24 protein-coding genes are annotated in these 22871 nt (G+C 70.7%); 4 read left to right on the top strand and 20 right to left on the bottom strand.

The window, feature by feature from the left end; translation table 11 throughout:
* Positions 1-91 precede the first annotated feature (91 nt).
* The 6 genes from der to A5701_RS07485 are packed head-to-tail and all read right to left on the bottom strand — an operon-like array spanning position 92 to position 5285.
* A complete protein-coding gene (der, locus tag A5701_RS07510; protein ID WP_067750385.1) occupies positions 92-1492 on the bottom strand; it encodes a ribosome biogenesis GTPase Der in 1401 nt (466 codons plus the stop codon).
* A complete protein-coding gene (gene cmk / locus A5701_RS07505) occupies positions 1489-2175 on the bottom strand; it encodes a (d)CMP kinase (protein WP_067750384.1) in 687 nt (228 codons plus the stop codon). The genes der and cmk overlap by 4 nt, the downstream gene beginning before the upstream one ends.
* A complete protein-coding gene (locus tag A5701_RS07500; protein WP_067750383.1) occupies positions 2172-2915 on the bottom strand; it encodes a pseudouridine synthase in 744 nt (247 codons plus the stop codon). The genes cmk and A5701_RS07500 overlap by 4 nt, the downstream gene beginning before the upstream one ends.
* Complete coding sequence (gene scpB / locus A5701_RS07495; RefSeq protein ID WP_067750381.1) at positions 2915-3610, bottom strand: SMC-Scp complex subunit ScpB; 696 nt, start codon at positions 3608-3610, stop codon at positions 2915-2917. The genes A5701_RS07500 and scpB overlap by 1 nt, the downstream gene beginning before the upstream one ends.
* Positions 3610-4425: a segregation/condensation protein A gene (locus A5701_RS07490; RefSeq protein WP_067750380.1), complete on the bottom strand. Its 816-nt coding sequence runs from the start codon at positions 4423-4425 to the stop codon at positions 3610-3612. The genes scpB and A5701_RS07490 overlap by 1 nt, the downstream gene beginning before the upstream one ends.
* Entirely contained in the window at positions 4422-5285 is an 864-nt protein-coding gene (locus A5701_RS07485; RefSeq protein WP_055404433.1) for a ParA family protein, read from the bottom strand. The genes A5701_RS07490 and A5701_RS07485 overlap by 4 nt, the downstream gene beginning before the upstream one ends.
* A gap of 271 nt (positions 5286-5556) precedes the next feature.
* Here A5701_RS07485 and A5701_RS07480 point away from each other — a divergent pair, with 271 nt between their 5' ends.
* A complete protein-coding gene (locus A5701_RS07480) occupies positions 5557-6309 on the top strand; it encodes an O-methyltransferase (RefSeq protein ID WP_067750378.1) in 753 nt (250 codons plus the stop codon).
* 74 nt (positions 6310-6383) lie between these two features.
* Here the strand turns inward: A5701_RS07480 and xerD are convergent, their stop codons facing one another.
* The 13 genes from xerD to tyrS all read right to left on the bottom strand — a co-directional run bounded on the left by xerD (position 6384) and on the right by tyrS (position 19399).
* Entirely contained in the window at positions 6384-7325 is a 942-nt protein-coding gene (gene xerD / locus A5701_RS07475; protein ID WP_067750376.1) for a site-specific tyrosine recombinase XerD, read from the bottom strand.
* Positions 7322-7945 (bottom strand): NUDIX hydrolase, encoded by a 624-nt coding sequence (locus A5701_RS07470; protein WP_067750375.1) that lies wholly within the window; start codon positions 7943-7945, stop codon positions 7322-7324. The genes xerD and A5701_RS07470 overlap by 4 nt, the downstream gene beginning before the upstream one ends.
* Positions 7938-9692 (bottom strand): CTP synthase, encoded by a 1755-nt coding sequence (locus A5701_RS07465; protein WP_067750373.1) that lies wholly within the window; start codon positions 9690-9692, stop codon positions 7938-7940. Before A5701_RS07465 ends, A5701_RS07470 begins: the two co-directional genes overlap by 8 nt.
* A gap of 122 nt (positions 9693-9814) precedes the next feature.
* Positions 9815-10759: a copper transporter gene (locus A5701_RS07460; RefSeq protein WP_067750371.1), complete on the bottom strand. Its 945-nt coding sequence runs from the start codon at positions 10757-10759 to the stop codon at positions 9815-9817.
* Positions 10760-10767: 8 nt separating this feature from the next.
* Positions 10768-11949, bottom strand: a complete 1182-nt coding sequence (steA, locus tag A5701_RS07455) for a putative cytokinetic ring protein SteA (RefSeq protein WP_067750369.1) — start codon at positions 11947-11949, stop codon at positions 10768-10770.
* A gap of 195 nt (positions 11950-12144) precedes the next feature.
* The gene (recN, locus tag A5701_RS07450; RefSeq protein ID WP_067750367.1) at positions 12145-13902 is read right to left on the bottom strand and encodes a DNA repair protein RecN; all 1758 of its coding nucleotides are present in this window, start codon (positions 13900-13902) and stop codon (positions 12145-12147) included.
* Positions 13903-14835, bottom strand: a complete 933-nt coding sequence (locus A5701_RS07445; protein WP_082950209.1) for an NAD kinase — start codon at positions 14833-14835, stop codon at positions 13903-13905. It abuts the gene before it with no gap.
* Positions 14832-15635, bottom strand: coding sequence for a TlyA family RNA methyltransferase (locus A5701_RS07440; RefSeq protein ID WP_067750366.1), 804 nt, complete (start codon positions 15633-15635; stop codon positions 14832-14834). The genes A5701_RS07445 and A5701_RS07440 overlap by 4 nt, the downstream gene beginning before the upstream one ends.
* 8 nt (positions 15636-15643) lie before the next feature.
* On the bottom strand, positions 15644-15829 hold the full coding sequence (locus tag A5701_RS07435) for a hypothetical protein (protein ID WP_067750365.1): 186 nt from the start codon (positions 15827-15829) through the stop codon (positions 15644-15646).
* Positions 15830-15852: 23 nt separating this feature from the next.
* Positions 15853-16863 (bottom strand): HAD-IIA family hydrolase, encoded by a 1011-nt coding sequence (locus A5701_RS07430; RefSeq protein WP_067750363.1) that lies wholly within the window; start codon positions 16861-16863, stop codon positions 15853-15855.
* Positions 16860-17648, bottom strand: a complete 789-nt coding sequence (locus A5701_RS07425; RefSeq protein ID WP_082969691.1) for a tetratricopeptide repeat protein — start codon at positions 17646-17648, stop codon at positions 16860-16862. Before A5701_RS07425 ends, A5701_RS07430 begins: the two co-directional genes overlap by 4 nt.
* A 28-nt stretch (positions 17649-17676) precedes the next feature.
* Positions 17677-18042 carry a DUF732 domain-containing protein gene (locus tag A5701_RS07420; protein ID WP_067750423.1) on the bottom strand — a complete coding sequence of 122 codons (366 nt, stop codon included), beginning with the start codon at positions 18040-18042 and terminating at the stop codon, positions 17677-17679.
* A gap of 85 nt (positions 18043-18127) precedes the next feature.
* A complete protein-coding gene (gene tyrS / locus A5701_RS07415) occupies positions 18128-19399 on the bottom strand; it encodes a tyrosine--tRNA ligase (protein WP_067750360.1) in 1272 nt (423 codons plus the stop codon).
* Between the two features lie 127 nt (positions 19400-19526).
* On the opposite strand from tyrS, the gene A5701_RS07410 reads away from it, so the two are divergent.
* Complete coding sequence (locus A5701_RS07410; protein WP_067750347.1) at positions 19527-20417, top strand: bile acid:sodium symporter family protein; 891 nt, start codon at positions 19527-19529, stop codon at positions 20415-20417.
* Here the strand turns inward: A5701_RS07410 and A5701_RS07405 are convergent.
* Complete coding sequence (locus A5701_RS07405; RefSeq protein ID WP_067750345.1) at positions 20414-21025, bottom strand: DNA-3-methyladenine glycosylase; 612 nt, start codon at positions 21023-21025, stop codon at positions 20414-20416. The genes A5701_RS07410 and A5701_RS07405 overlap by 4 nt on opposite strands.
* Positions 21026-21096: 71 nt before the next feature.
* On the opposite strand from A5701_RS07405, the gene A5701_RS07400 reads away from it, so the two are divergent.
* Both A5701_RS07400 and A5701_RS07395 read left to right on the top strand, forming a co-directional pair.
* Positions 21097-22377 (top strand): ammonium transporter, encoded by a 1281-nt coding sequence (locus A5701_RS07400; RefSeq protein WP_067750343.1) that lies wholly within the window; start codon positions 21097-21099, stop codon positions 22375-22377.
* Positions 22378-22408: 31 nt separating this feature from the next.
* Positions 22409-22871: ATP-binding cassette domain-containing protein (locus A5701_RS07395; RefSeq protein WP_156669971.1), on the top strand; the 463-nt coding region annotated here is incomplete at its 3' end.

Here is a 22871-nt window from a genome sequence, read left to right as displayed (position 1 = left end):
TTTCAGATTCCGTATCGCGGGATTTTGCGCAGAGTGATATCGCGGGCGCTATCACTTTCGCGAATCGCCGATTGGCCCGGGAGAGACCCGCTCAGCGCCGCTTGGTCCCCCGCTTTTCGCGCACCCGCACGTTGATCCGGATGGGCGAGCCCTCGAACCCGAACGTCTCGCGCAGCCGCCGCTCCAGGAAGCGCCGGTACCCGGCCTCCAGGAAGCCGGTGGTGAACAGCACGAACGTCGGCGGGCGGGCGGTGGCCTGGGTGGCGAACAGGATGCGCGGCTGCTTGCCCCCGCGCACCGGCGGCGGCGTCGCCGCCACCACCTCCTTGAGCCACGAATTCAGCGGGCCCGTCGGGATGCGCATGTCCCACGAGGCCAACGCCGTCTCCATCGCGGGCACCAGCTTCTGCACCGCGCGGCCCGTCCGGGCCGAGATGTTGACCCGTTGCGCCCACCGCAGCTGCACCAGCTCGCGGTCGATCTCACGCTCCAATAGCTCGCGCCGGTCCTCGTCCACCAGGTCCCACTTGTTGAACGCCAGCACCAACGCACGGCCGGCCTCGATCACCATGGACAGCACCCGCTGGTCCTGTTCGGTCAGCGGCTCCGAGGCGTCGATCAGCACGACCACCACCTCGGCCGAGTCGATGGCCGAGTGGGTGCGCACCGAGGCGTAGAACTCGTGACCGCTGGCCTGGCCCACCTTGCGCCGCAGGCCCGCGGTGTCGACGAACCGCCATACCTTGCCGCCCAATTCGATCAGCGAGTCCACCGGGTCGACCGTGGTCCCCGCGACATCGTGCACCACCGACCGCTGATCGCCCGCCAGCTTGTTCAGCAGCGAGCTCTTGCCCACATTGGGCTTGCCGACCAGCGCCACCCGGCGCGGGCCGCCCGGCGCGGGCGCCGCCTCGGACACCTCCGGCAGTGCGGCCAGCACCTCGTCGAGCAGGTCGGCGACCCCGCGGCCGTGGATCGCGCTGATGGCGTGCGGCTCGCCGAGCCCCAGCGACCACAGCGCCGCCGCGTCCGCCTCACCCTTTTCGCTGTCAACCTTGTTGGCGGCCAAAAAGACTGGCTTGCCCGAGCGCAACAGGATCCGGGCGGCCGCCTCGTCGGCCGCCGTTGCGCCGACGGTCGCGTCGACCACCAGGATCACCGCGTCGGCGGTGCGCATCGCCACCGACGCCTGCTCGGCCACCAGCTGCTGCAGGCCCTTGGCATCGGGCTCCCAGCCGCCGGTGTCCTGCACGACGAACCGGCGGCCGGTCCACAGCGCGTCGTAGGACACCCGGTCGCGGGTCACGCCCGGGATGTCCTGCACCACCGCCTCGCGCCGGCCCAGGATCCGGTTCACCAGGGTCGACTTGCCGACGTTGGGCCGTCCGACCACCGCCACGACGGGGGCGGGGCCCGCCTCGGCCTGCTCCTCGAGCTCGGATTCGACCGACTCCCAATCGCTTTCGTCGGTCCAGGTGCCGTCCTGGGTCATCGGACCGCCCCGCTTCGCTGCTTGACCAGCTCCAGCAGGTGATCGATCACCTGCGCCTCGGTCATCTCGCTGGTGTCGACGACCACGGCATCCGGGGCGGCGCGCAGCGGCGACACCGCGCGGGTGGAATCCAGATGGTCGCGGCGGCGCACATCGGCGAGCACCGCGTCGTAGTCGTCGGCCAACCCGGCCGCGACGTTCTGGTCGTTGCGCCGCCGCGCGCGGGTTTCGGCCGACGCGGTCAGGAAGATCTTCACCGGCGCGTCGGGCAGGACGACGGTCCCGATGTCCCTGCCCTCGACCACGACGCAGCCGGGGCCGCCGGCCATTTCACGCTGCAACGCCACCAGCCGGGTCCGCACGGCGGGGACCGACGACACCGCCGACACCGCGCCGGTGACCCGGTCACCGCGGATCTCGGCCGAGACATCCTCTCCCCCAAGAAAAAACACATCACCATCGGGCTGGTAGTCCACCGACATCCGCACGGTGTCCGCGACCCGCGCCACCGCATCGGCGTCGGCGGGATCGATACCGGCACGCAGCACCGCGAGGGTCACCATCCGGTACATCCCGCCGGTGTCCAGATAGCGGGCCCGCAACGCGCGCGCTAATTGCTTTGACACCGAAGACTTTCCGGTGCCCGCGGGCCCGTCGATGGCCACCACCACATCTGAGCTCACAACCCGACCGCCTTGTACAGCTGGCCGATCTCGCCATGGCTCAAGGCCCGGATGCTGCCGGGGCGTTGCTTGCCCAACGACAACGGCCCGATGTCGGTGCGCACCAGCGCCTCCACCGGGAACCCGGCGGCGCCCAGCAGCCGGCGCACGATGCGGTTTCGGCCCTCGTGCAACACCACCCGCACCAGCGTCTTGCCCGGAATGGCGTCCATCACCGCGAAATCGTCGACGCGCGCGGGGCCGTCATCCAATTCGATTCCCGCCTTCAGTGTCTTGCCCACGCCGCGCGGCACCGTCCCGGTCACGGTCGCCAGGTACGTCTTGGGCACCTCGTGCGAGGGGTGCATCAACCGGTGCGCCAGCTCGCCGTCGTTGGTCAGCAGGATCAGCCCCTCGGTGTCGGCGTCCAGCCGGCCGACGTGGAAGAGGTTCTTGTTGCCGCGCACCCGGCGTTCCACCAGGTCGCCGATGCACGGGCGGCCGCGGTCGTCCGACATGGTGGAGTGCATGCCCCGAGGCTTGTTCAGCGCGAAATAGACCAGCGACTCGTCGAGGACCACCCTGGCGCCGTCGACCTTGATCACCGAGGCGTCCGGGTCCACCCGGGTGCCGAGTTCGGTCACCACCCGCCCATCGACCTCGACGCGGCCGTCGATGATCATCTTCTCGGCGGCCCGCCGCGACGCAATTCCGGCCTGAGACAACACCTTCTGCAGGCGGATCCCTTCGGTCTCGACCATCAATCCTGGTCCACGTCGAACGTCAGCGCCTGGTCGGGCGCCTGACCGCCGGCGAGTTTGATGAAACGTGGCTCGCTGTCCAGGGATTCGCTCAGGTCCTCGATCGTGTCGACGTCCGGCAGCAGCGGAGCGATGTCGGGCAGGTCGGCGAGCGACGTCAGGCCCAACCGCTCCAGGAACAGGTCGGTGGTGGCGAACGTGACCGCGCCGGTGTCGTCGTCGACCCCGGCCTCGGTGATCAGGCCGCGCGCCAGCAGGGTGCGCATGACGGCGTCCACGTTGACGCCGCGGACCGCGCTGACCCGCGCGCGGGTCACCGGCTGGCGATAGGCCACCACGGCCAGGGTCTCCAGCGCGGCCCGGGTGAGCTTGGACCGCGCGCCGTCCAGCAGCAGCTTCTCCACGTACGGCGCGTACCGGGCGCGGGTGTACATCCGCCAGCCCTCGCTGTTCTGCCGCAGGTCGATGCCGCTGTCCCGTTCGGTGAGTTCCTCGGCCATCTGCTGCAGCCGGGCGGCGACCCGGTATACGGGTTGCTGCGTGGCCGCGCCGAGCGCCTCGGCGGTGACCGGGGTGTCGACCACCAGCAGCAGCGCCTCCAGCACGGAAGCGAGTTCCTCGGGCTCCATCGGCGCGGCTTCGGCGATGTCCGGGATACCGACGTCCAAGTCGACGTCGGGCTCAGATTCGCTCATCATTCGTCCCGCACTTCTACCAAGGCTTCGCTGGCCGGACGTTCCCCGGTCCATGAAATCTGGAGCACGCCCAGCGGCTCCGACTGGTCGAATGCTACCGCCCGGCTCCGATACAGCTCGAGCAGCGCCAGGAAGCGCCCGACGACCTCCATCGGCGCCTCGCAGTCGGCGACCAGCTCGGAGAACGTCGCCCATTGGCCGGTGCCGCGCGACTGCAGGAAAGCCAGCAGCTTCTTGGCCTGCTCGGGCACCGACACCGCCACCTCGTGCAGGTGCCCGATGGACACCGTCGGCACGGGGCGCGGGCTGAACGCGATCGCGGCGATCTGCGCGAAGCGTTCGGCGTCGACGCCCAGCATCACCTCGGGCAGCAGTTCGGTGAACCGGTCCTCCAGCGACACGGCGCGCGGGTAGCTGCGCAGCGCGGTGGCCTCCAGCTCGGCGAACATCTCGGCGACGTGCTTGAACGCGCGGTACTGCAGCAGCCGGGCGAACAGCAGGTCGCGCACCTCCAGCAGCGCCAGATCCTCCTGGTCGTCGACCTGCCCGGCCGGCAACAGCCGGGCGGCCTTTAGGTCGAGCAGGGTCGCGGCGACCACCAGGAACGCGGTGGTCTCCTCGAGGTCCAGCTGGGAGCCGATCTCACGGGTGTAGGCGATGAAGTCGTCGGTCACCTGGTGCAGCGCCACCTCGGTGACGTCGAGGCGGTGGGCGAAGATCAGCTGCAAGAGCAGATCGAACGGCCCCTCGAAATTGGTCAGGCGGACTTGAAAGCCGTTGTTGGGTGGCGCCTCACCGTTCGCGCTGGCCGTCACGCGCCGAATCGGTCGATGAACTCGCGGGCCAAGGCGCGGTAGGCGACGGCGCCCGTGGACCGCGGAGCCCAGGTGGTGATCGGCTCGCCGGCCACGCTGGTCTCCGGGAATCGGACCGTGCGGGTGATGACGGTGTCGAACACCAGGTCGCCGAAGCGCTCCACCACCCGCGCCATCACCTCGCGCGAGTTGACGGTGCGCGGGTCGTACCGGGTGAGCAGGATCCCGCTGATCTCCAGCTTCGGGTTGAGCCGGTCGCGCACCTTGTCGACGGTGTCGGTCAGCAGCGCCAGCCCGCGCAGCGAGAAGAACTCGCACTCGGTGGGAATCACGACGCCGTCCGCGCACGCCAGCCCGTTCACGGTGAGCAAGCCCAGCGACGGCTGGCAGTCGATCAGGACGTAGTCGTAGCGGTCCAGCACCGGGTGCAGCGCCCGCCCCAGGGTCTGCTCGCGGCCGACCTCGTTGACCAGCTGGATCTCGGCGGCCGACAGGTCGATGTTGCTGGGCACCAGGTCCATGTGCTTGACCCGGGTCTGCAGCAGCACGTCGTCGATCGACACCCGCGGCTCGACGAGCACGTTGTGAATCGTCTTCTCCAGCTCGTAGTGCGGGACGCCCAGGCCCGCGGACAGCGCTCCCTGCGGGTCCATGTCCACCAGCAGCACCCGCCGGCCGTATTCGGCGAGCGCGGCGCCCAGGTTGATCGTCGACGTGGTCTTCCCGACGCCGCCCTTCTGGTTGCACATCGCGACGACCTTCGCCGGGCCGTGCGAGGTGCGCGGCTGCGGTTCCGGGATCGCCCGCGGCGGCCGCCCGGTCAGACCGAGCTCGACGCCGCTGTCCGGCTGCTCAGTCATCATGGCGGGGGTGTTCGGGAGGTGAACATCGACCGAAAGTCTAACGGGTTCGCGCGCGGAAGCCGGGCGACCCGCAGGCAATTCAGCAGCCAATTTCGCCGGATTTGCGCAGGTAGCGGGCGTAACGGCGGTCATCTGCAACAGCAGTCACACCAGCATCACTGGAACGGGTCGAGCGGCGCCGGTGCGCGCCGAGATTGCCGTGGTGGTTGCGATTCCGGCGCCCCGACGACCTTGGTGGCAATCTCGCCGCCCGCACTACTGTGGCGGCATGGACCTCAAGCGACGGATTCCCCTGCTGCGATGGTCGGTCTGGCGGATGGCGACCGGGGCGCGCAACATCACCACGACGGGTCAGATCGGCGACGGCCGCGAGGCCGCGGCCGTGGACTACGTCCTGCGCAACGCCAGGGCCGGCGACATCGACGACGTGCTGGCCACCATCGACAAGTTCGCCTACGAGAAGTCGATGCTGATCAACGTCGGCGACGAAAAGGGGCAAATTCTCGACGCGGCCGTCCGCCGCTCCGACCCGGCGGTGGCGCTGGAGTTGGGCACCTACGTCGGATACGGCGCATTGCGCATCGCCAGGGCCGCCCCGAGCGCGCACGTGTACTCCGTCGAACTCGCCGAGGCCAACGCCGCCAACGCGCGGCGGATCTGGGCCCACGCCGGCGTCGCCGAGCGGGTGACGTGCGTCGTGGGCACCATCGGCGACGGCGGGCGCACCCTGGACGCGCTGGCCGACGAGCACGGCTTCGCGCCCGGCGGCCTCGACTTCACGTTCCTGGACCACGACAAGGACGCCTATCTCGACGACCTGCGCAGCATCATGGCCCGCGGTTGGCTGCGCCCGGGCGCGATCGTGGTCGCCGACAACGTCCGGGTGCCGGGCGCGCCGAAGTATCGCGAGTACATGCGCCAGCAGCAGGGCAAGCAGTGGAACACCGTCGAGCACAAGGCGCACCTGGAATACCAGTCGCTGGTCTCCGATCTGGTGCTGGAATCCGAGTACCTGGGCTGAATTCTCCCGCCGAGCAGACGCAAAATCGCCCATTCCGGGTCGAAAGCACGCGATTTTGTGTCTGCTCGCGCCAACTACTGCGCGCGCGGGTGGGCGCCCGCCCACACCTCGCGCAGCGCGTGCACGGTGACCATCGTGTAGATCTGCGTCGTCGTCACCGAGGCGTGCCCCAGCAACTCCTGCACCACGCGCACGTCGGCGCCGCCCTCGAGCAGGTGGGTCGCGAACGAATGCCGCAGCATGTGCGGTGAGACGCCGGACGTGATGCCGGCGCGTTCGGCGGCGTCCTGCAGCACCTGCCACGCGCTTTGCCGCGACAGTCGCCCGCCGCGCACGTTGAGAAAGATGGCCGGTGTCCCGCGGCCGCGGCGGGCCAGGTCGGGGCGCCCGCGCACCAGATAGGCATCGAGGGCCTGCACGGCGGGGCGCCCGATCGGCACCAGCCGCTGCTTGCCGCCCTTGCCGCGCAGCAACACCGACCGGGCCTTGGTGTCGACGTCGTCGACGTCGAGGCCGACGGCCTCGGAGATCCGCGCCCCGGTGGAGTACAGGAGTTCCAGCAGCGCCCGGTTGCGCAGCGTGAGCGGGCCGTCGGACGCGCCGTCGCCGCCTGCGCCCTCCAGCAGCGCCAGCACCTGGTCGATGGTCAGGCTCTTGGGGAGCCGCCGGCCCGGGGTCGGCGGGCGGACCGCGCGCGCCACGTCGAGTTCGGCGAGCCCCTCGGCGGCGGCGAACCGGTGCAGGCCGCGCACTGCGATCAGGGCCCGCGCCGCCGACACCGCGGACAGCGCCGCCGTCCCCGAGTCGGGATCGCCGCGCCGCAGCGCCACCAGGAACTCGCTCACGTCGTCCTCGCCCACCTTGGCCAGGTCGTGGATTCCCCGGTCCGACAGGTGCTTCGTGTAGCGGCGCAGGTCCCGCCGATAGGAACTGAGCGTGTTCGCGGCGACGCCCCGCTCGATCGTGAGGTGGTCGAGGTAGCCCTGCAGCTGGGTGTCCAGGGCCGCCGTCGTCATCGCGCGGCCTTTCGCGCGGCGAACGCCGTCGGCTTGTCGGGCCAGGGGCTGTCCGCGGGGCGGGTCGGCATGAGTCGGGTAGTGACGACCTGGGCAGCCAGAATGCCCGCCACCGCAATGGCGTTGACGATCTCGCCGCGAAGCACCATCTCGGTGGCCTCCTCGAGCGGATACCAGCGCATCGTCATGTCGGCTTCCTCGTGATGCGCCTGCGGGCGCTCCACCTCGGTCAAGCCGGTGGCCAGGTACACCCGCACCGATTCGTCGCTGAATCCGGGAGTGGAATCGAGGTCGACGAGCACCCGCCAGTCGTCGGCCTTCAATCCCGCTTCCTCTTGGAGCTCCCGGGCCGCCGTCCGCTGTGGCGGCTCCCCCGCCACGTCGAGCAGCCCGGCCGGAAGCTCCCACAACCGGCGGCCGAACGCGTGGCGGTATTGGTAGACCATCGCGATGTTGTTGTCGGAGTTGAGCGCCACGACGGCAACCGCCCCGTAGTGTTCGACGACTTCACGAACGGCGGTGGTGCCGCCCGGCATTCGGACCTCGTCGCTGCGCAACGCGAAAATCTTGCCCGTGTACAGCGTTTCGGATGACGCCGTCTCGAATTCGTGCTCAGCCACGGGTGGCGGGCTCAGGTAGCGACTGGCCGACGCTGTCCCGCTGCTGCTGGTTGCCGTTGGAGGCGTGCTCGGGGATCTCCACCGGCAGCAGCTCGCCCGACTGGTAGTCCAGGGCCGCCCCGACGAACGCGACGAACAACGGATGCGGGCGGGTGGGCCGGCTCTTGAGTTCGGGGTGAGCCTGGGTCCCGACGACGAACGGGTGCACCTCGGGCGGGTATTCGACGAATTCCACCAGATGCCCGTCGGGCGAGGTCCCGGAGAACCGCAGGCCGCTCTCGGCGATCTTGTCCCGGTAGGCGTTGTTGACCTCATAGCGGTGCCGGTGCCGCTCGGAGACCTGGGTCGTCCCGTACGCCTGGGCCACGATCGAATCCGGCTGCAGCACCGCGGGATACGCGCCCAGGCGCATGGTACCGCCCAGATCGGCCTGGCCCGCCACCGCGTCGACCTGGTCGGCCATCGTGGAGATGACGGGATCCGGTGTGGCGGGGTCGAATTCGGCCGAATTGGCCCCGTCCAGCCCCGCCGAGCGCGCCGCCTCGATCACGATGCACTGCAGCCCCAGGCACAGGCCCAGGACCGGCAGCCCGCGCGACCGGGCGTACCGGATGGCGCCGATCTTGCCCTCGATCCCGCGGATGCCGAAGCCGCCCGGGATCAGGATGCCGTGCACGTCACCCAGCGCCGCCGCCGCGCCCGCCGCGGTCTCGCACCCGTCGGAGGCCACCCATTGCATCTCCACCTTGGCGTGGTGCTTGAAGCCGCCGGCGCGCAGCGCCTCGGTGACCGACAGGTAGGCGTCGGAGAGCTCAACGTACTTGCCCACCAACGCGATTCGCACGGTCTCGTGCGGCTCGTGCACCCGGCGCAGCAGGTCGTCCCACTCGGTCCAGTCGACGTCGCGGAACGGCAGGTTGAGCCGGCGCACCACGTACGCGTCGAGCTCCTCGCGGTGCAGTCGCTTCGGGATGTCATAGATCGACGGCGCGTCGGGCGTGGAGATGACGCCGTCGATGTCGACGTCACACATCAACGCGATCTTGTTCTTCAGCGCTTCGGGGACGTCGCGGTCGCAGCGCAGAATCAGCGCGTCCGGGGTGATACCGATGCTGCGCAGCGCCGCCACCGAGTGCTGGGTGGGCTTGGTCTTGAGCTCGCCCGAGGGCGCCAGGTAGGGCACCAGCGACACGTGCAGGAAGAAGACGTTCTCCCGGCCCAGGTCGTGACGTACCTGGCGCGCCGCCTCCAGGAACGGCTGCGACTCGATATCGCCCACGGTGCCGCCGATTTCGGTGATGACCACGTCGGGGCGGTTGCCCTCGGCGTCGGGCTGGGCCATCGCCAGGATCCGGCTCTTGATCTCGTCGGTGATGTGCGGGATCACCTGCACGGTGTCGCCAAGGTATTCGCCGCGCCGTTCCTTGGCGATGACGGTCGAATACACTTGTCCCGTCGTGACATTCGCCGATCCGGACAGGTCGCGATCCAGGAACCGCTCGTAGTGGCCGACATCGAGATCGGTTTCGGCGCCGTCCTCGGTGACAAACACCTCGCCGTGCTGGAACGGGTTCATCGTGCCCGGATCGACGTTGAGGTACGGGTCGAGCTTTTGCATCGTCACGTACAACCCGCGGGCCGTCAGTAACTGACCGAGGCTGCTGGCGGTGAGACCCTTACCCAACGAGGACGCCACGCCCCCGCTGACGAAGAGGTGCTTGGTTGCGGATTGCGGGTGCTTTCGCACAGGCGACCTCCGTGAAGACGGGCAGGGCGTCGAATATTGCTAGCGAATAACTAGTTGGGCCTGCCGACCCACGGAAACCCACCCTAACATCCACGACCGACGTGTCGCGGCGAACACGCCCGCTACTGGGGCACCGTGATCGACGTGGCGCCGTGACCGGTGCCGTACTGGCCCGGGTGCCCGCCGTTGATCAGGTCGTGCAGGCCCAGCACGGCGGTGATCCGGCCGGGCGCGGTGTCGACGTCGTCGACGGTGCTGACCGCGGAATTCATCGGAGCGTCGGCGCGCGTCACGGCGACGGCGGCCCCGCCGGTCGCCGAGCCGTCCCGGCCGGCCAGCAGGGTGCCCGAGCCGTGCGGCGCCATCGCGGCGGCGAACCGGGCGACGCTGACGCCCCGGTTGCCGGCGTCCTGGGGCAGCGAGCCGCCGGTGACGATCAGCGCGGCGTTCGCCGCGCCCAGGTGGTCGCTGGGCTGATAGGTGATGAATCCCGTTTCCCGCAACGCCGCCAGCACGGTGTCGCGCTGCGGTTCGTCGACGGGCGGGACCGCCGGATTGGTGTTGATCAGCAGCGCGATACCCATCAGGTCGCCGGCCTGCGAGCCCTGGTCGACGAGCTTGGTGCTCAACTGCTGACCGGCGGGCAGGATCGACGAGTTCACCACGGTCTGCAGCTTCTCCGCCGAATTGGCCTCGACGAACTCGCTTGTCAACGACACGGTTCCGGTCACCGCGCCGCCGGCCTGGCCGATGATCTTCGAGACCGAGGCGACGTCGTCGTCGTTGGCGTCCGGGGTGCGGAACACCACGACCGACTTGCCGGCGAGCGCGTCGTGCACCATCCGGCCGCCCAGCTGGGTGTCGAAATTGTTTGCCGCGCTGAGCTTTTCGTTCAGCACGTTCTTCTGGTCGTTGAGCCCGTTGATCTGGGTGTGCAGATCCCGCTTCTCGTCACGCAGGCTGGACAGCAGGGTGTCGGACAGGAAGCCGGAGCCGAGCACGACTCCCACGGCCAGGGCCAGGAAGACGGCAGCCAGCGATAACGCGTGTTGGCGGAGCGAGATCATTTCCGGCCCTAGCTCACCAGGTGCTGAACCCAGAGGGAGAAGTGGTTCCAGTAGTCGGTGACCCAGTGCACCACCACGCCGTCGGTGCGCGACACCCACAGGGCGACGATGACGGCGATCAGCATCGTCAGCGCCAGCAGCGCGATGGCGCCCGCCGAGATGTGATTGCGGTACAGGGTTGCCACGGCCTTGGCGTCCACCACCTTCTCCCCCACCCGAAGCCGGGTCAGGAAGGTCGAGGGGTTGCTGTGCGCGCGGGTCCGGTCGAAGAAGGTCTCGATGTTGGCGGTGTGGCCGGCGGTCACCAGCAGCGCGGCCCCGTGGTGATCGGCCAGCAGCAGGGCCAGGTCGATCGCCGAACCCGCGGCCGGGAACGTCATCGCCCCGACACCGAGGTCCTGGATGCGCTCCAGGCCGGGCGCGTGGCCGTCGGCGTCGGCGGGCAGCACCACCTGCGCGCCGCACTTGAGGGCGTCGGCACTGATCTGGTCGGGGTCGCCGACGATCACCTGCGGCCGATACCCGGCCTTGCGCAACACATCCGCGCCGCTGCCCACACCGAAGAGCACCGGCTGGTACTCCTTGATGAACGGCTTGAGGGACTTGAGGTCCTCCTCGGCGCTGGGTTCGTCGGCGACGATCACCACGTGCCGCCGGCGCAGGTCGACGTCGATGTCGGGGATCCCGATGCCGTCGATGAGCAGGGGGCTCTCGCTCTTGATGAACTCGATCGTGTTGCCTGCGAACGCCTCCAGATGCGCGGACAGGCCGCTCTTGGCCTCGCGCATCAGGTCGGCGATGTCGTGGTCGGTGCGCTCGGTGCCGCGGACCAGCCGCCGGTCGCCCGAGTACACCCCGCCCTCGTGCAGACGGATCTTGGCGCCGTCCTTGACCTTCTTGAAGATGTCGGGTCCGGTCTCGTCGATCAGGGTGACCCCGTTGTTGACCAGCACCTCCGGCCCCATGTTCGGGTAGCGGCCGGACACCGAGGGCGAGGCGTTGACGACCGCGGCGATATCGGCCTCCACCAAGGCGTCCGCCGTGATGCGGTCCAGATCCAGGACGTCGAGCACCACGATGTCGCCGGGGCACACCCTGCGCAGCAATCGGTCGATGTTCCGGTCCACCCGGGCGGTGCCGACGAGGCCGGGTCGGGCGGTGTTACGGGTAAGCAGGCCTGACATCTTCATGGGGGCGATTCTGTCGGTGATGCGTGGAGGAGGCGTGGAGGCGCGCCGTAACATCAGCCCCAGAAGTTGACTAGAGTCCCATTAGTCACAAGCCGCTAACGGGTTGATCGCGCGAGGGTGCACAGTTGCACGGCTTCAGCGGCGTGTCGCTGTGCAAACACGCACGCTCGCGCCGGCGGAGAAGGCTCCTGGGCGTTAAATCTCGTCCTTCTGAGCCGCATCGAGCAGTTCGCGGGCGTGCGCCCGGCCGCTGTCGGACTCGCCCAGCCCGGCCAGCATCCGCGCCAGTTCGGCGACCCGCTCGTCGCCGGTGACCCGCCGCACCACGCTGGTCCCCTTGGGCCCGGCGCTGTGCACCACCAGATGCACGTCGGCGTACGCCGCGACCTGAGGCAGGTGCGTGACCACGATGACCTGGTGGGTGCGGGCCAGCCGCGCCAGGCGCCGCCCGATCTGCACCGCGGCCCGGCCGCCGACGCCGGCGTCGACCTCGTCGAACACCATGGTGGTTCCCGCGGCCGAGGCGGCCAGCACCACCTCCAGCGCCAGCATCACCCGGGACAGCTCGCCGCCGGAGGCGCTCTTGGCCAGGGGAAGCTGATCCATCCCGCGGTGCGCGGCGAAACCGAACTCGACCTGATCGACGCCGTCGGCGCCCGCGCGGGCCAGGTCGCCCGACGGGAGCGCGAGCGCGGCGGGGTCGTCCGTGTCGGCGGCGACGTCGTTGCTCACGTCGATGCCGAACTGGGCGTCGGCCATCGCCAGCCCGGACAGCTCGGCGGTGACCTCCTTGGCGAGCCGCTTGGCGGCCTTGCGCCGGATGCCGCTGAGATCGATTGCGGCTTCGGCCAATTCGCGTGCCAGCTCGTCGACCCGGGTCGCGAGAGCCTGCAGGCCCTCCTCGGAGACGTCGAGCTGGGCCAGGCGTTCCCGCGACTCCCGGGCCCACCGCAACACGCCGTCGACGTCCGCGGCGTACTTGCGGGTCAGCGTGCGCAGCTCGGCCTGCCGGGCCAGCTTGGCTTCCAGCGCGCTGGCGTCGACCGGCAGCTCGTCCAGGTAGGCGCTCAGTTCGCCGGCCGCGTCGGCGACGACGGTGAGCGCCTCGCCGACCTGCCCGGCCAGCGAGCGCAGCTTCGCGTCGTCGGTCGACTCGAGGGCGGCCCGGGCGCGCCCCAGGCAGTCCGCGGCGCTGTGCCCGTCGGCGCCGGCGTCGTCGGCCGCGCCGCTCAGTGCCGCGTGCGCGGTGACCGCGGCCTCGCGCAGGGTGTCCAGCTCGGAGAGCCGGACGATGTCGGCGACCAGGGCGTCGTCCTCGCCCGGTTGCGGGTCGACGGTGTCAATCTCGTTGAGCGCGAATGTCAGCCGGTCGGATTCCAGCGCCAGCTCGCGCATGCGGTTGCGGCGGTCGATGAGGTCGTGCCGCGCGGTGAGCCAGGCGTCGCGCAGTTTGCGGTAGCGCTCGAGCGCGGGGGCCGCCTTGGCGAAGCGGTCCAGCGCGCCGCGTTGCTCCTCGGGCCGCATCAGCCGCAGCTGGTCGTTCTGCCCGTGCAGCGTGAGCAGCTCCGCGGTGAAGTCGCCCAGCGACTTGGCGGGCACGCTGCGACCGCCGAGGTACGCCCGCGACGGCCCGTCGCGGCTGACCGAGCGCAGCGCGATCACGCTGCCGTCCTCGTCGCGTTCGGCGCCCGAGGCGTCCAGCATCCCGTCCAGCAGGGCGACCGCGGCGTCCTCGAGATCGGTTGTGGTGAAACGGCCTTCGACGACCGCACGGTCGGCGCCGGACCGAACGCGGGTGGCGTCGGCGCGGGCGCCGCCGAGCAGGTGCAGCCCGGTCACCACCATCGTCTTGCCGGTGCCGGTTTCGCCGGTCAGTACGGTCAGGCCGCGGTCGAACTCCCCGACCGCTGCGCTGATGGCGCCCAGCGACTCGATCCGGATTTCGGTCAGCATCTACTTCCCACGCCACCCGGTGACCGGCAACCGGAATTTGCGCACCAACCGGTCGGTGAACGGCGCGCTGTCCAGGCGCGCCCATTTCACCGGTGTGTCGCAACGCCTTACCTCGATCCGGCTACCGGCCGGGATCAGCATCTCGCGGCGGCCGTCGCAGAACACCAGCGCGTCGTGACCGTCCGCCTCGATCTCGATGGCGATGGTGGCGTCGGGGCTGGTGACCATCGGCCGGCCGAACAGCGCGTGAGCGTTGTTGGGCACCACCAGGATTGCCTCGAGGTCCGGCCACAACACCGGGCCGCCCGCGGAGAACGCGTAGGCGGTGGACCCGGTGGGCGTCGACACCAGCACCCCGTCGCACCCGAACGCCGAGACCGGCCGCCCGTCGATCTCGACGACCACGCCCAGCACGCCCAGCCGCGGGCCCTTTTCCAGGCTGACCTCGTTGAGCGCCCAGCCGTGCGCGATCTCGCGCCCGCCCGTGCGCACCAGCACGTCCAGCGTCAGGCGGTCCTCGACCCGGTAGTCCTTGGCGACCACGTGGTCCAGCACCCGGTCGATGGCCTCCGCCTCGGCCTCGGCCAGGAAGCCGATCCGACCCAGGTTGACGCCCAGGACCGGGATCCCGGCGTTGCGGGCCAGTTCGGCCGCGCGCAGGAACGTGCCGTCCCCGCCGAGCACCAGCACCAGCTCGCACCCGTCGGCCGCCTGCGGATCCGCGTCCACCACCTCGATCTCGACGCCCATCGCCCGGATGTCGTCGGGGGCCACATGCAGCGAGCCGCGGTCGACCGCCTCGGCGGACAACACGCGAAGCCCGATGTCGTTGGCGCCCAACACCTTCTGCACGCGGGCCGCCGTCTCGGTGGCTTCCTCGCGGCCGGTGTGCACCACCATCAGCACGGTGCGCTGCTCGGTCCCCGACGTCACTGCGGACCCTCGTCTACCGCGCGGCGCACCGCCGCCACCAACTCGTCATCCGCCAATCCCGGCTGCCCGCGAAGCAGGAGGAAGTATTCGACATTCCCCGACGGGCCGGGCAGCGGGCTGGCGGTGACGCCGGCGGCATGCCAGCCCAGCTCGCCGGCGCGGCGCGCCACGGCCAGCACGGCATCGGCGCGCAGGCCGGGGTCGTGCACCACCCCGCCGGTGCCGACCTGGCCCCGGCCCACCTCAAACTGCGGCTTCACCATGGGAACGATATCCGCAGTGGGCGAAGCACATCCAGCCAGCGCGGGCAACACGGTGGCGAGCGAAATGAACGACAGGTCGGCCACGATCAGGTCGACGGGTCCCCCGATCGCCTCGAGCGTCAGGTCGCGGGCGTTGGTCCGCTCGACGACGACGACCCGCGGGTCGCAGCGCAGCGACCACGCCAGCTGGCCGTAGCCGACATCGACGGCGACGACCTCCGCGGCCCCGCGGTCCAGCAGGACCTCGGTGAACCCGCCGGTGGACGCGCCGGCGTCCAGGCAGCGTCGGCCCGCCACCGGAATCCCGAAGGTGTCCAGGGCGCCGATCAGTTTGTGCGCGCCGCGCGACACCCAGCCCCGTTCCCCGTCGTCGGCGACGGTCAGGGCCGCGGTGACCGCGACGGCGGTGCCCGGCTTGCGCGCCGGCAGCCCGTCGATGCTGACCCGGCCGGCGCCGATCAACTCCGCGGCCTGTTGACGCGATCGCGCGAGGCCGCGCCGGACCAGCTCGGCGTCGACGCGGGCGCGGCGAGACATGCGCGCACTCAGCCCTTCTCCGCCGACTCCAGCGCGGCCATCAGCACGTCGTGCGCCTCGGAGAGGCGGCGGGCGATGTCTTCGAGCTCCGTCAGCGACGGCTCGTTGTCGGGATCGTCCGGCGCCCCGGGCTCGGGCAGCCTGGCCAGCAGGGCGTCGATTTCGGCGCGGATTTCTTCAGGATCGATAGTCATTGCGCTCTTACGCTAGTCACCCGTCAGTCGCCGCGCACCAACGACCAGCGCCGCAACGCGGCGCGGGCGTTGTCATCGGCGGCCCGGATATCCACCGGGCGCCCGTCCGGCCGCGCATCCCATACCGCGCTGGCGACCGCCCGCACGATCGAGAGCCCGTCGCCGTCGTCGGGCCGGGCGCCGCTGACGGTCACCGCGTCCTCGTCGACGTCGACGCGCCAGCCCGGCTGCGGGCCGACCGCGAGTTGCTCGCCGTCGGAGTGCAGCGCGCGCAGGTCGTGGCCGATGTAGGTCGGCCGGCGCGCCGGTTCGGCGTACACCGCGTCCCGCGCCGAGCTGACGCCGGTGAGCACCATCAGGCTGGGCAGCTCGGCCGCGTTGGCGCCCTCGATGTCGGTGTCCAGCCGGTCGCCCACCACCAGGGGCGCGCGGAACTCGCCGCGGGCCGCCGCGTCGGTCAGCAGCCCGGGCGCCGGCTTGCCCGCGACCTGCGGCTCGGCGCCGGTGGCCGCCCGCAACGCGGCGACGAAGGAGCCGTTCCCGGGCAGCAGGCCCCGCTCGGTGGGCAGGGTCGGATCGATGTTGGCCGCCACCCACAGGGCCCCGGACCGGATGGCCAGCGCGGCCTCGGCGAGGTCCGGCCAGCCGATGGTCATCGAGAGGCCCTGGACGACGGCGACCGGGTCGTCGTCATAGCGCCGCACCGGGCGCAGGCCGACGGCGGCCACCTCGTCGGCCAGCGCGTCCGTGCCCACGATCAGCACCGGCGACCCCGCCGGCAACCGGTCGGCCAGCAGGCGGGCTGCGCTCTGGGCGCTGGTGGCGACGTCGTCGGCGGTGGCGGTGAAGCCGAGCTCGGTCAGGTGCGCCGCCACCTCGGCGGCGCTGCGCGAGGCGTTGTTGGTGACGAAGAAGGCGCGGCTTTGCACCTCGGCCAGCGCCTCGACCGCACCCTCGGTGGGCCGGCGGCCGCGAAACAGGGTTCCGTCCAGGTCGAGCAGCAGGCAATCATATTGGCGCGCAACGCTTGTCATCCGAAGCCCAGCTCGCTGACCCGGTCTTCGGCATCGGTGGCGCCGTCGACGTCGGCGGCGGCCGAGCGCAAAAACCATTGCAGCGCTTCGTCATTGCGGCCCAGCGCAAGCAGCGTGTCGGCGTAGGCGTAGAACAGCCGCGCCGCCGTCGAGCCCTGGCGGCCGGGGTCCAGCTGCGGCGTCGACAACACGGTCAGCGCCTGCTCGAGCTGCCCGAGGTCCGCGCGGGCACCGGCGGCGACGATGCGCAGCTCGTCGGCGTCGTCCCCCGCGAGCTGGGCCGCCTCGGGCCCGCGCGCGAGTTCGATCGCCCGCTCCGGGCGGCCAAGCCCGCGTTCGCAATCCGCGATCAGCGCGAGCAGGTTGGACTTGCTGCCCATCCTGCGGGCGGCGCGCAATTCGGCCAGCGCCTGCGCCCAGTCGCCGCAGTGGTAGGCGGCGATACCGACCGCCTCGCGAATCGCGGCGATCCGGCTGGACCGGGCCCGCGCCGCGCGGGCGTGGCTCAGCGCGGCCTCGGGGTCCTCGTCGAGCAGCTCGCCGGCGGCGACGAGGTGGCGCGCCACCGCGTCCGCCGTGGCGCGGTCCAGTGTGCTGAGCTCGCCGCGGATCTCGGGCGCCAGCTGCCGGGCTTCGACGCCCGGGGGTATCGGCGGTCCGGCGTCCGGCGTGCGGTGGCCGTCGGGCTGCTGCGGCTGGGCCGGTCGCGCCCGGCCGGGCCCCGACCAGGCGCCGGATGCGCGCGGGCGCCGTTCACCCCACTGCCGCTGCCTGTCGTCGACCACGCAGCCGAGGATACGGGGGCGCCGCCGGCTAGTACGCCATGAGCCGGTTCTGCAGCAGCGGCGCGATCACGGCCGGGCAGTAGTTCGCGACGGCGACGATGGTGAACAGGCCGGCCGACTCGTAGCCCAGGCCGCTGCGCTTGGACATCTCGGCGGCCACCGAGTCGAAGGACTGGCCCGGCATGACCAGCATCGGGCACACCGACTCGCCCAGCGCCAGGGCGCTGGCCGGGTGGGGATAGGTGATCCCGGCGTTGGACAGCGCCATCAGGAAGGCGTTTCCCCGCATGTCGGCGCGCACGGGCGCGGCCAGCGGGGCGGCCAGGCCCGCAACGCAGGCGCCCACTCCCACGAGACGCAGCAGGGCCCACTCCACACGCCTGAGGGATGTCATCGTGACCACCCTGGCCAATGTGGGTCACAGCCGCAACACGGTGCGGTAAAGATTTGGCCATCCGGGCGTTTTGCGGGTGCGTCCCTCAGACCTTTTCGATCCCCGCGACGGTGCGCTTGCCGCGGCGCAGCACCAGCCACCGGCCGTGCAGGAAGTCCGACGGCTGCGGCGACCAGTCCTCGCTGTCGATGCGCGCATTGTTGACCGACACCCCGCCCTCGCCGATCGTGCGGCGCGCGGCCTTGCGGCTCTCGGACAGACCGCTGGCCACCAGCAGATCGACGATCCCGTCCGGGCCGCCGGGCTTGAGCTCGGCGACCGAGGCCTCGCGCAGCGCCGCCGCCAGCGTCGCCTCGTCCAGCCGGTCCAGCTCGCCCTGCCCGAACAGCGCCCGGCTGGCGTGCTCGACCGCCTCGGTAGCCGCCTCCCCGTGCACCAGCGCGGTCAGTTCCCGGGCCAGCCGGCGCTGCGCGGCCCGCTGTTGCGGGCGCTCTCGGGTGGCCTCTTCCAGTTCGGCCAGCTCGTCGGCCGACAGGAAGGTGAACCACCGCAGGTACCGGATCACGTCGGCGTCGGCAGTGTTGAAGAAGTACTGGTACCAGGCGTACGGCGTGGTCATCGCGGGGTCGAGCCACAGGCTGCCGCCGCCGGTCGACTTGCCGAACTTGGTGCCGTCGGCCGCGGTCACCAGCGGGACGGTGAGCGCGTGCACCGTCGCGCCCAGCTTCTGGCGGACCAACCGGACCCCGGCGATGATGTTGCCCCACTGGTCGGAGCCGCCGATCTGCAGCGTGCAGCCGTACCGGCGGTGCAATTCGACGTAGTCGTTGGCCTGCAGGAGCATGTAGCTGAACTCGGTGTAGGAGATGCCCTCGCCCTCCAGCCGCCGCCGGACGGTGTCGCGATCCAGCATGACGTTGACCGAGAAGTGCTTGCCGAGGTCGCGCAGGAACTCGATGGCCGACAACGGGGCGGTCCAGTCCAGGTTGTCGACGACGACCGCGCCCGTCGGCGACTCGTCGAAATCGACGAAGCGCTCCAGCTGCCCGCGGATGCGCTCGGTCCATTCGGCGACGGTGTCCGCTTCGTTGAGGGTGCGCTCCCCGACGTCGCGCGGGTCACCGATCATGCCGGTGGCCCCGCCGGCGAGCACGATCGGACGGTGGCCGGCGCGCTGAAAACGCCGCAACGCCAGCAGCGGCACCAGGTGGCCCGCGTGCAGGCTGGCGGCCGTGGGGTCGAAGCCGGCGTACACCGTCATCGGCCCACGCTGCGCCTCGGCGGCCAGCGCGTCGAGGTCGGTGGACTGCGCGATCAGCCCGCGCCAGCCCAGCTCGTCAAGGATCCCGGAAGACATCGCCAGCGACTTTAGTCGCTCCCGCGGCCACGATTCGCCCTTGCGCCGCCCGATAAGGCAAGCTCATGCGCGGCGCAGCGTCGCGCCGTCGCCTTCGGCGGTAAGTGCACCGACAACGCGGAGCGTTATGGACAACCGATACTGGCCGTTGGTCGTCGTGGTCGTGATGCTCGCCCTCGGGCTGACGCTCACGGTCGACGATTTCAAGCGGGCCGCCACGCTGCGGAGGCCTTTGGTGGTTGCGCTGATCTGTCAGTCGCTGCTGCTCCCGGCCCTGTGCCTGGTCATCGCCGAGGCCTTCCATCTCGAACCCCACCTGGCGGTCGGGCTCATGCTGATGGCCGCCACCCCCGGCGGGACGATGTCCAGCATCCTCAGCCACCTGTTCAACGGCGACCTGGCGCTCAACCTGACGCTGACCGCAATCAATGCCGTGCTGTCGATCGTCGCGTTGCCCGCGATCCTGGCGGTGTCGATGACCTGGTTTCTCGGCGGGGGTCGGTTTCTGCCGCTTCAGCTGGACAAGTTCTTCACGGTCTTCGGCCTGGTGCTCGTCCCCATCGCGATCGGCGTCGCATTCCGGCACCGCTTCCCCGAGCTGGCGCGGCGCCTGCAGAAACCGGTCCGAATACTGGCCATCGCGTTATTGATCGTCGCGGTCCTGGGAGCCATCGCCGGAGGGCGAAAGACGCTGTGGCACAACATCGGGGTGCTCACGGCAGCCGTCGTGACCTTCTGCGCGGTCAGCCTGACGGTCGGCTACCTGGCGCCGCGCCTGATGCGGCTGGCTCCGCGGCAGGCCGTGGCGGTCAGCCTGGAGGTCGGCATGCACAACGCCGTCGTGGCGATGGGCGTCGCGCTGAGCCCCCAGCTGCTGAACAGCGCCGAGATGGCCACGCCCGCCGCGCTGTACAGCGCCGTGGCGCCCCTGCTGGCCGTGACGTTCATCGTCCTCGCGCGCCGCGTGGACCCCGCCTTCCGGGCGGCGGCGCGCCCGGACGAGCCGGCGCGCGCTTAGTCGCTGGCGCCCGGGGCGGGCGCCCGCGGGCTGCGCCGGTAGGCCGAGACCTCGGGCCGGCCCGCGAGCCACAACCGCCAGGGCCGGTCGGCGGCCTGGCTGACCCCGACGCGAGGACCGGACGCGGCGGTGAGCGGCTCGTTGAGTTCCAGCGTTATCGGGCTGGCGGGATCGAAGAGGTCGATCCCGTTGTCGTCCATGGTGATTCCCAGCGCCGAACACAGGTTGCCCGGTCCCCGGGCAAGGGCGGCCCCGCGGACCAGCTCGCCGCGCCGAGCGCGCGCGACGGCGGTGCCGTCCTCGAGCGCGGCCGCCCGCAGCAAGACGGCCGCGGCGGTGCCGTCCGGTCCGCACGAGACGTTGGCGCAGACGTGGATCCCGTGGCTGCGGTAGGTGTACAGCCGTCCGGGAGGCCCGAACATCACCGCGTTGCGCCCGCTGATGCCGCGGTACGAGTGGGCCGCGGCGTCCGGCCACGGGCCGTCCGGGACGCCACCATAAGCCTCGACTTCGACGACGACGGCCCTGACGTCCCGGCCGGTCAGCGTGGCGCCGAGGAGCCGATGGGCGGCCGCGACGGGGTCGACTAACAGCTGGCTTGCGGCCACCCACCGAACCTACCGGCGGCGCTGCCGTGGCAATATCCCGGTGTCTTGGGACCAGTGAAGGAGCGCACGTCATGCATCCGATCGACCCCGCCGCCACCGCGTGGCTGCTGGCCAGCACGGCACTCGTCCTCCTGATGACCCCCGGCCTGGCGATCTTCTACGGCGGGATGGTCCGCACCACCGGCGTGCTCAACATGATCATGATGAGCTTCATCTCCATCCCGCTGGTCACGGTGGCGTGGCTGCTGGTCGGCTACACCGTCGCGTTCTCCGAGGACGGCGCGAGCGGGTTCCTGGGCAACCTCCGCCACCTCGGGATGCTCGGGATCACCCCGGAGACCGCCCACGGGACGGTTCCCGAGCTGCTCTTCGCCACCTTCGAGGTGACGTTCGCGATCATCACGGCCGCACTGGTCAGCGGCGCGATCGCCGACCGCGCGAAGTTCGCGGCCTGGATGGTGTTCGTCCCGGTCTGGACGGTCGTCGTGTATTCGGTTGTGGCGCACTGGGTGTGGGGGCCAGGCGGTTGGCTGGCCAAACTGGGTGTGCTCGACTACGCGGGCGGCCTCGTCGTCGAGATCGTGTCCGGTTCCTCCGCGCTGGCGCTGGCGCTGGCGCTCGGCCCCCGCATCGGCTTCAAAAAGGACGCCATGCGGCCGCACAACCTGCCGCTCGTGCTGCTCGGGGTCGGCCTGCTGTGGTTCGGCTGGTTCGGGTTCAACGCCGGTTCCGCCCTGGCCGTCAACGGGACCGCCGCGGCCATCTTCCTCAACACGCTCGTCGCCGGGTGCCTCGGCATGCTCGGCTGGCTGTCGGTCGAGCAGATCCGCGACGGCAGGCCGACGACGTTCGGCGCGGCGTCCGGTGTGGTGGCCGGGCTGGTCGCCATCACGCCGTCCTGCGGCACCGTCAACACGCTGGGCGCGGCGGTCGTCGGGCTCGCGGCCGGGGTCGTGTGCTCGTTCGCGGTGAGCGCGAAATTCCGCTTCAACTATGACGATTCGCTGGACGTGGTCGGTGTGCACTTCGTCGGCGGCGTCGTCGGGGTGTCGTTGATCGGGTTGCTCGCCACGGCGGTCATGACGGCGGGCCCGCGGGGCCTGTTCTACGGGGGCGGCTTCACCCAGTTGGGCAGGCAACTGCTCGCGATCGTCGTGGTGGCGCTGTACGCGTTCACGGTGTCGTTCGTGCTCGCGAAGGTCATCGACCGGGTGATGGGTTTCCGGCTCAGCCCGGAAGACGAGACCACCGGCGTCGACCTCACGCAGCACGCCGAGACCGCCTACGCCGAGGGCGTGCACGGGCACCTGCCGCTGCGCCGCCCCGGATTGGACGAGCGCCCCAACCCTTGACAACTCCTCGCCGGAGGACGATATTCATCACATGATGACTTCATCACGTGATGAATTAATCACGGCCCCGGCCGTCCGCATCGAACACCTGCGGGTGGTCCGCGGGAAACGCCCCGCCCTGCACGACTTCTCGGTGCAGATCGGGCGGGGCAGCATCACGGGCCTGCTCGGCCCGTCCGGCTGCGGCAAGACCACCCTGATGCGCTGCATCGTCGGCACCCAGATCGTGACCTCGGGGACCGTCGAGGTGCTCGGCCACCCGGCCGGGTCGGCGCCGCTGCACCGCCGCGTCGGCTACCTCCCCCAGGACCCGACGATCTACAACGACCTGCGGATCGTCGACAACGTCCGTTACTTCGCCGCGCTGTACGGTTTCGAGCACCAGGCCGCCGACGACGCGATCGAGCGGGTCGGGCTGGCAGACCAGCGCGCAGGCCAGCGACACCCGGGTGCGCTGGCCGCCGGAAAGGTTGCCGCAGAACGCGGTTCGGTGG

The sequence above is a fragment of the Mycobacterium sp. E3305 genome, from assembly GCF_001666785.1.
In the GTDB taxonomy this organism is placed as follows: domain Bacteria; phylum Actinomycetota; class Actinomycetes; order Mycobacteriales; family Mycobacteriaceae; genus Mycobacterium.
Note: the sequence above shows the minus strand (reverse complement) of the source record. Positions and strands in the feature narration are given on the sequence as shown.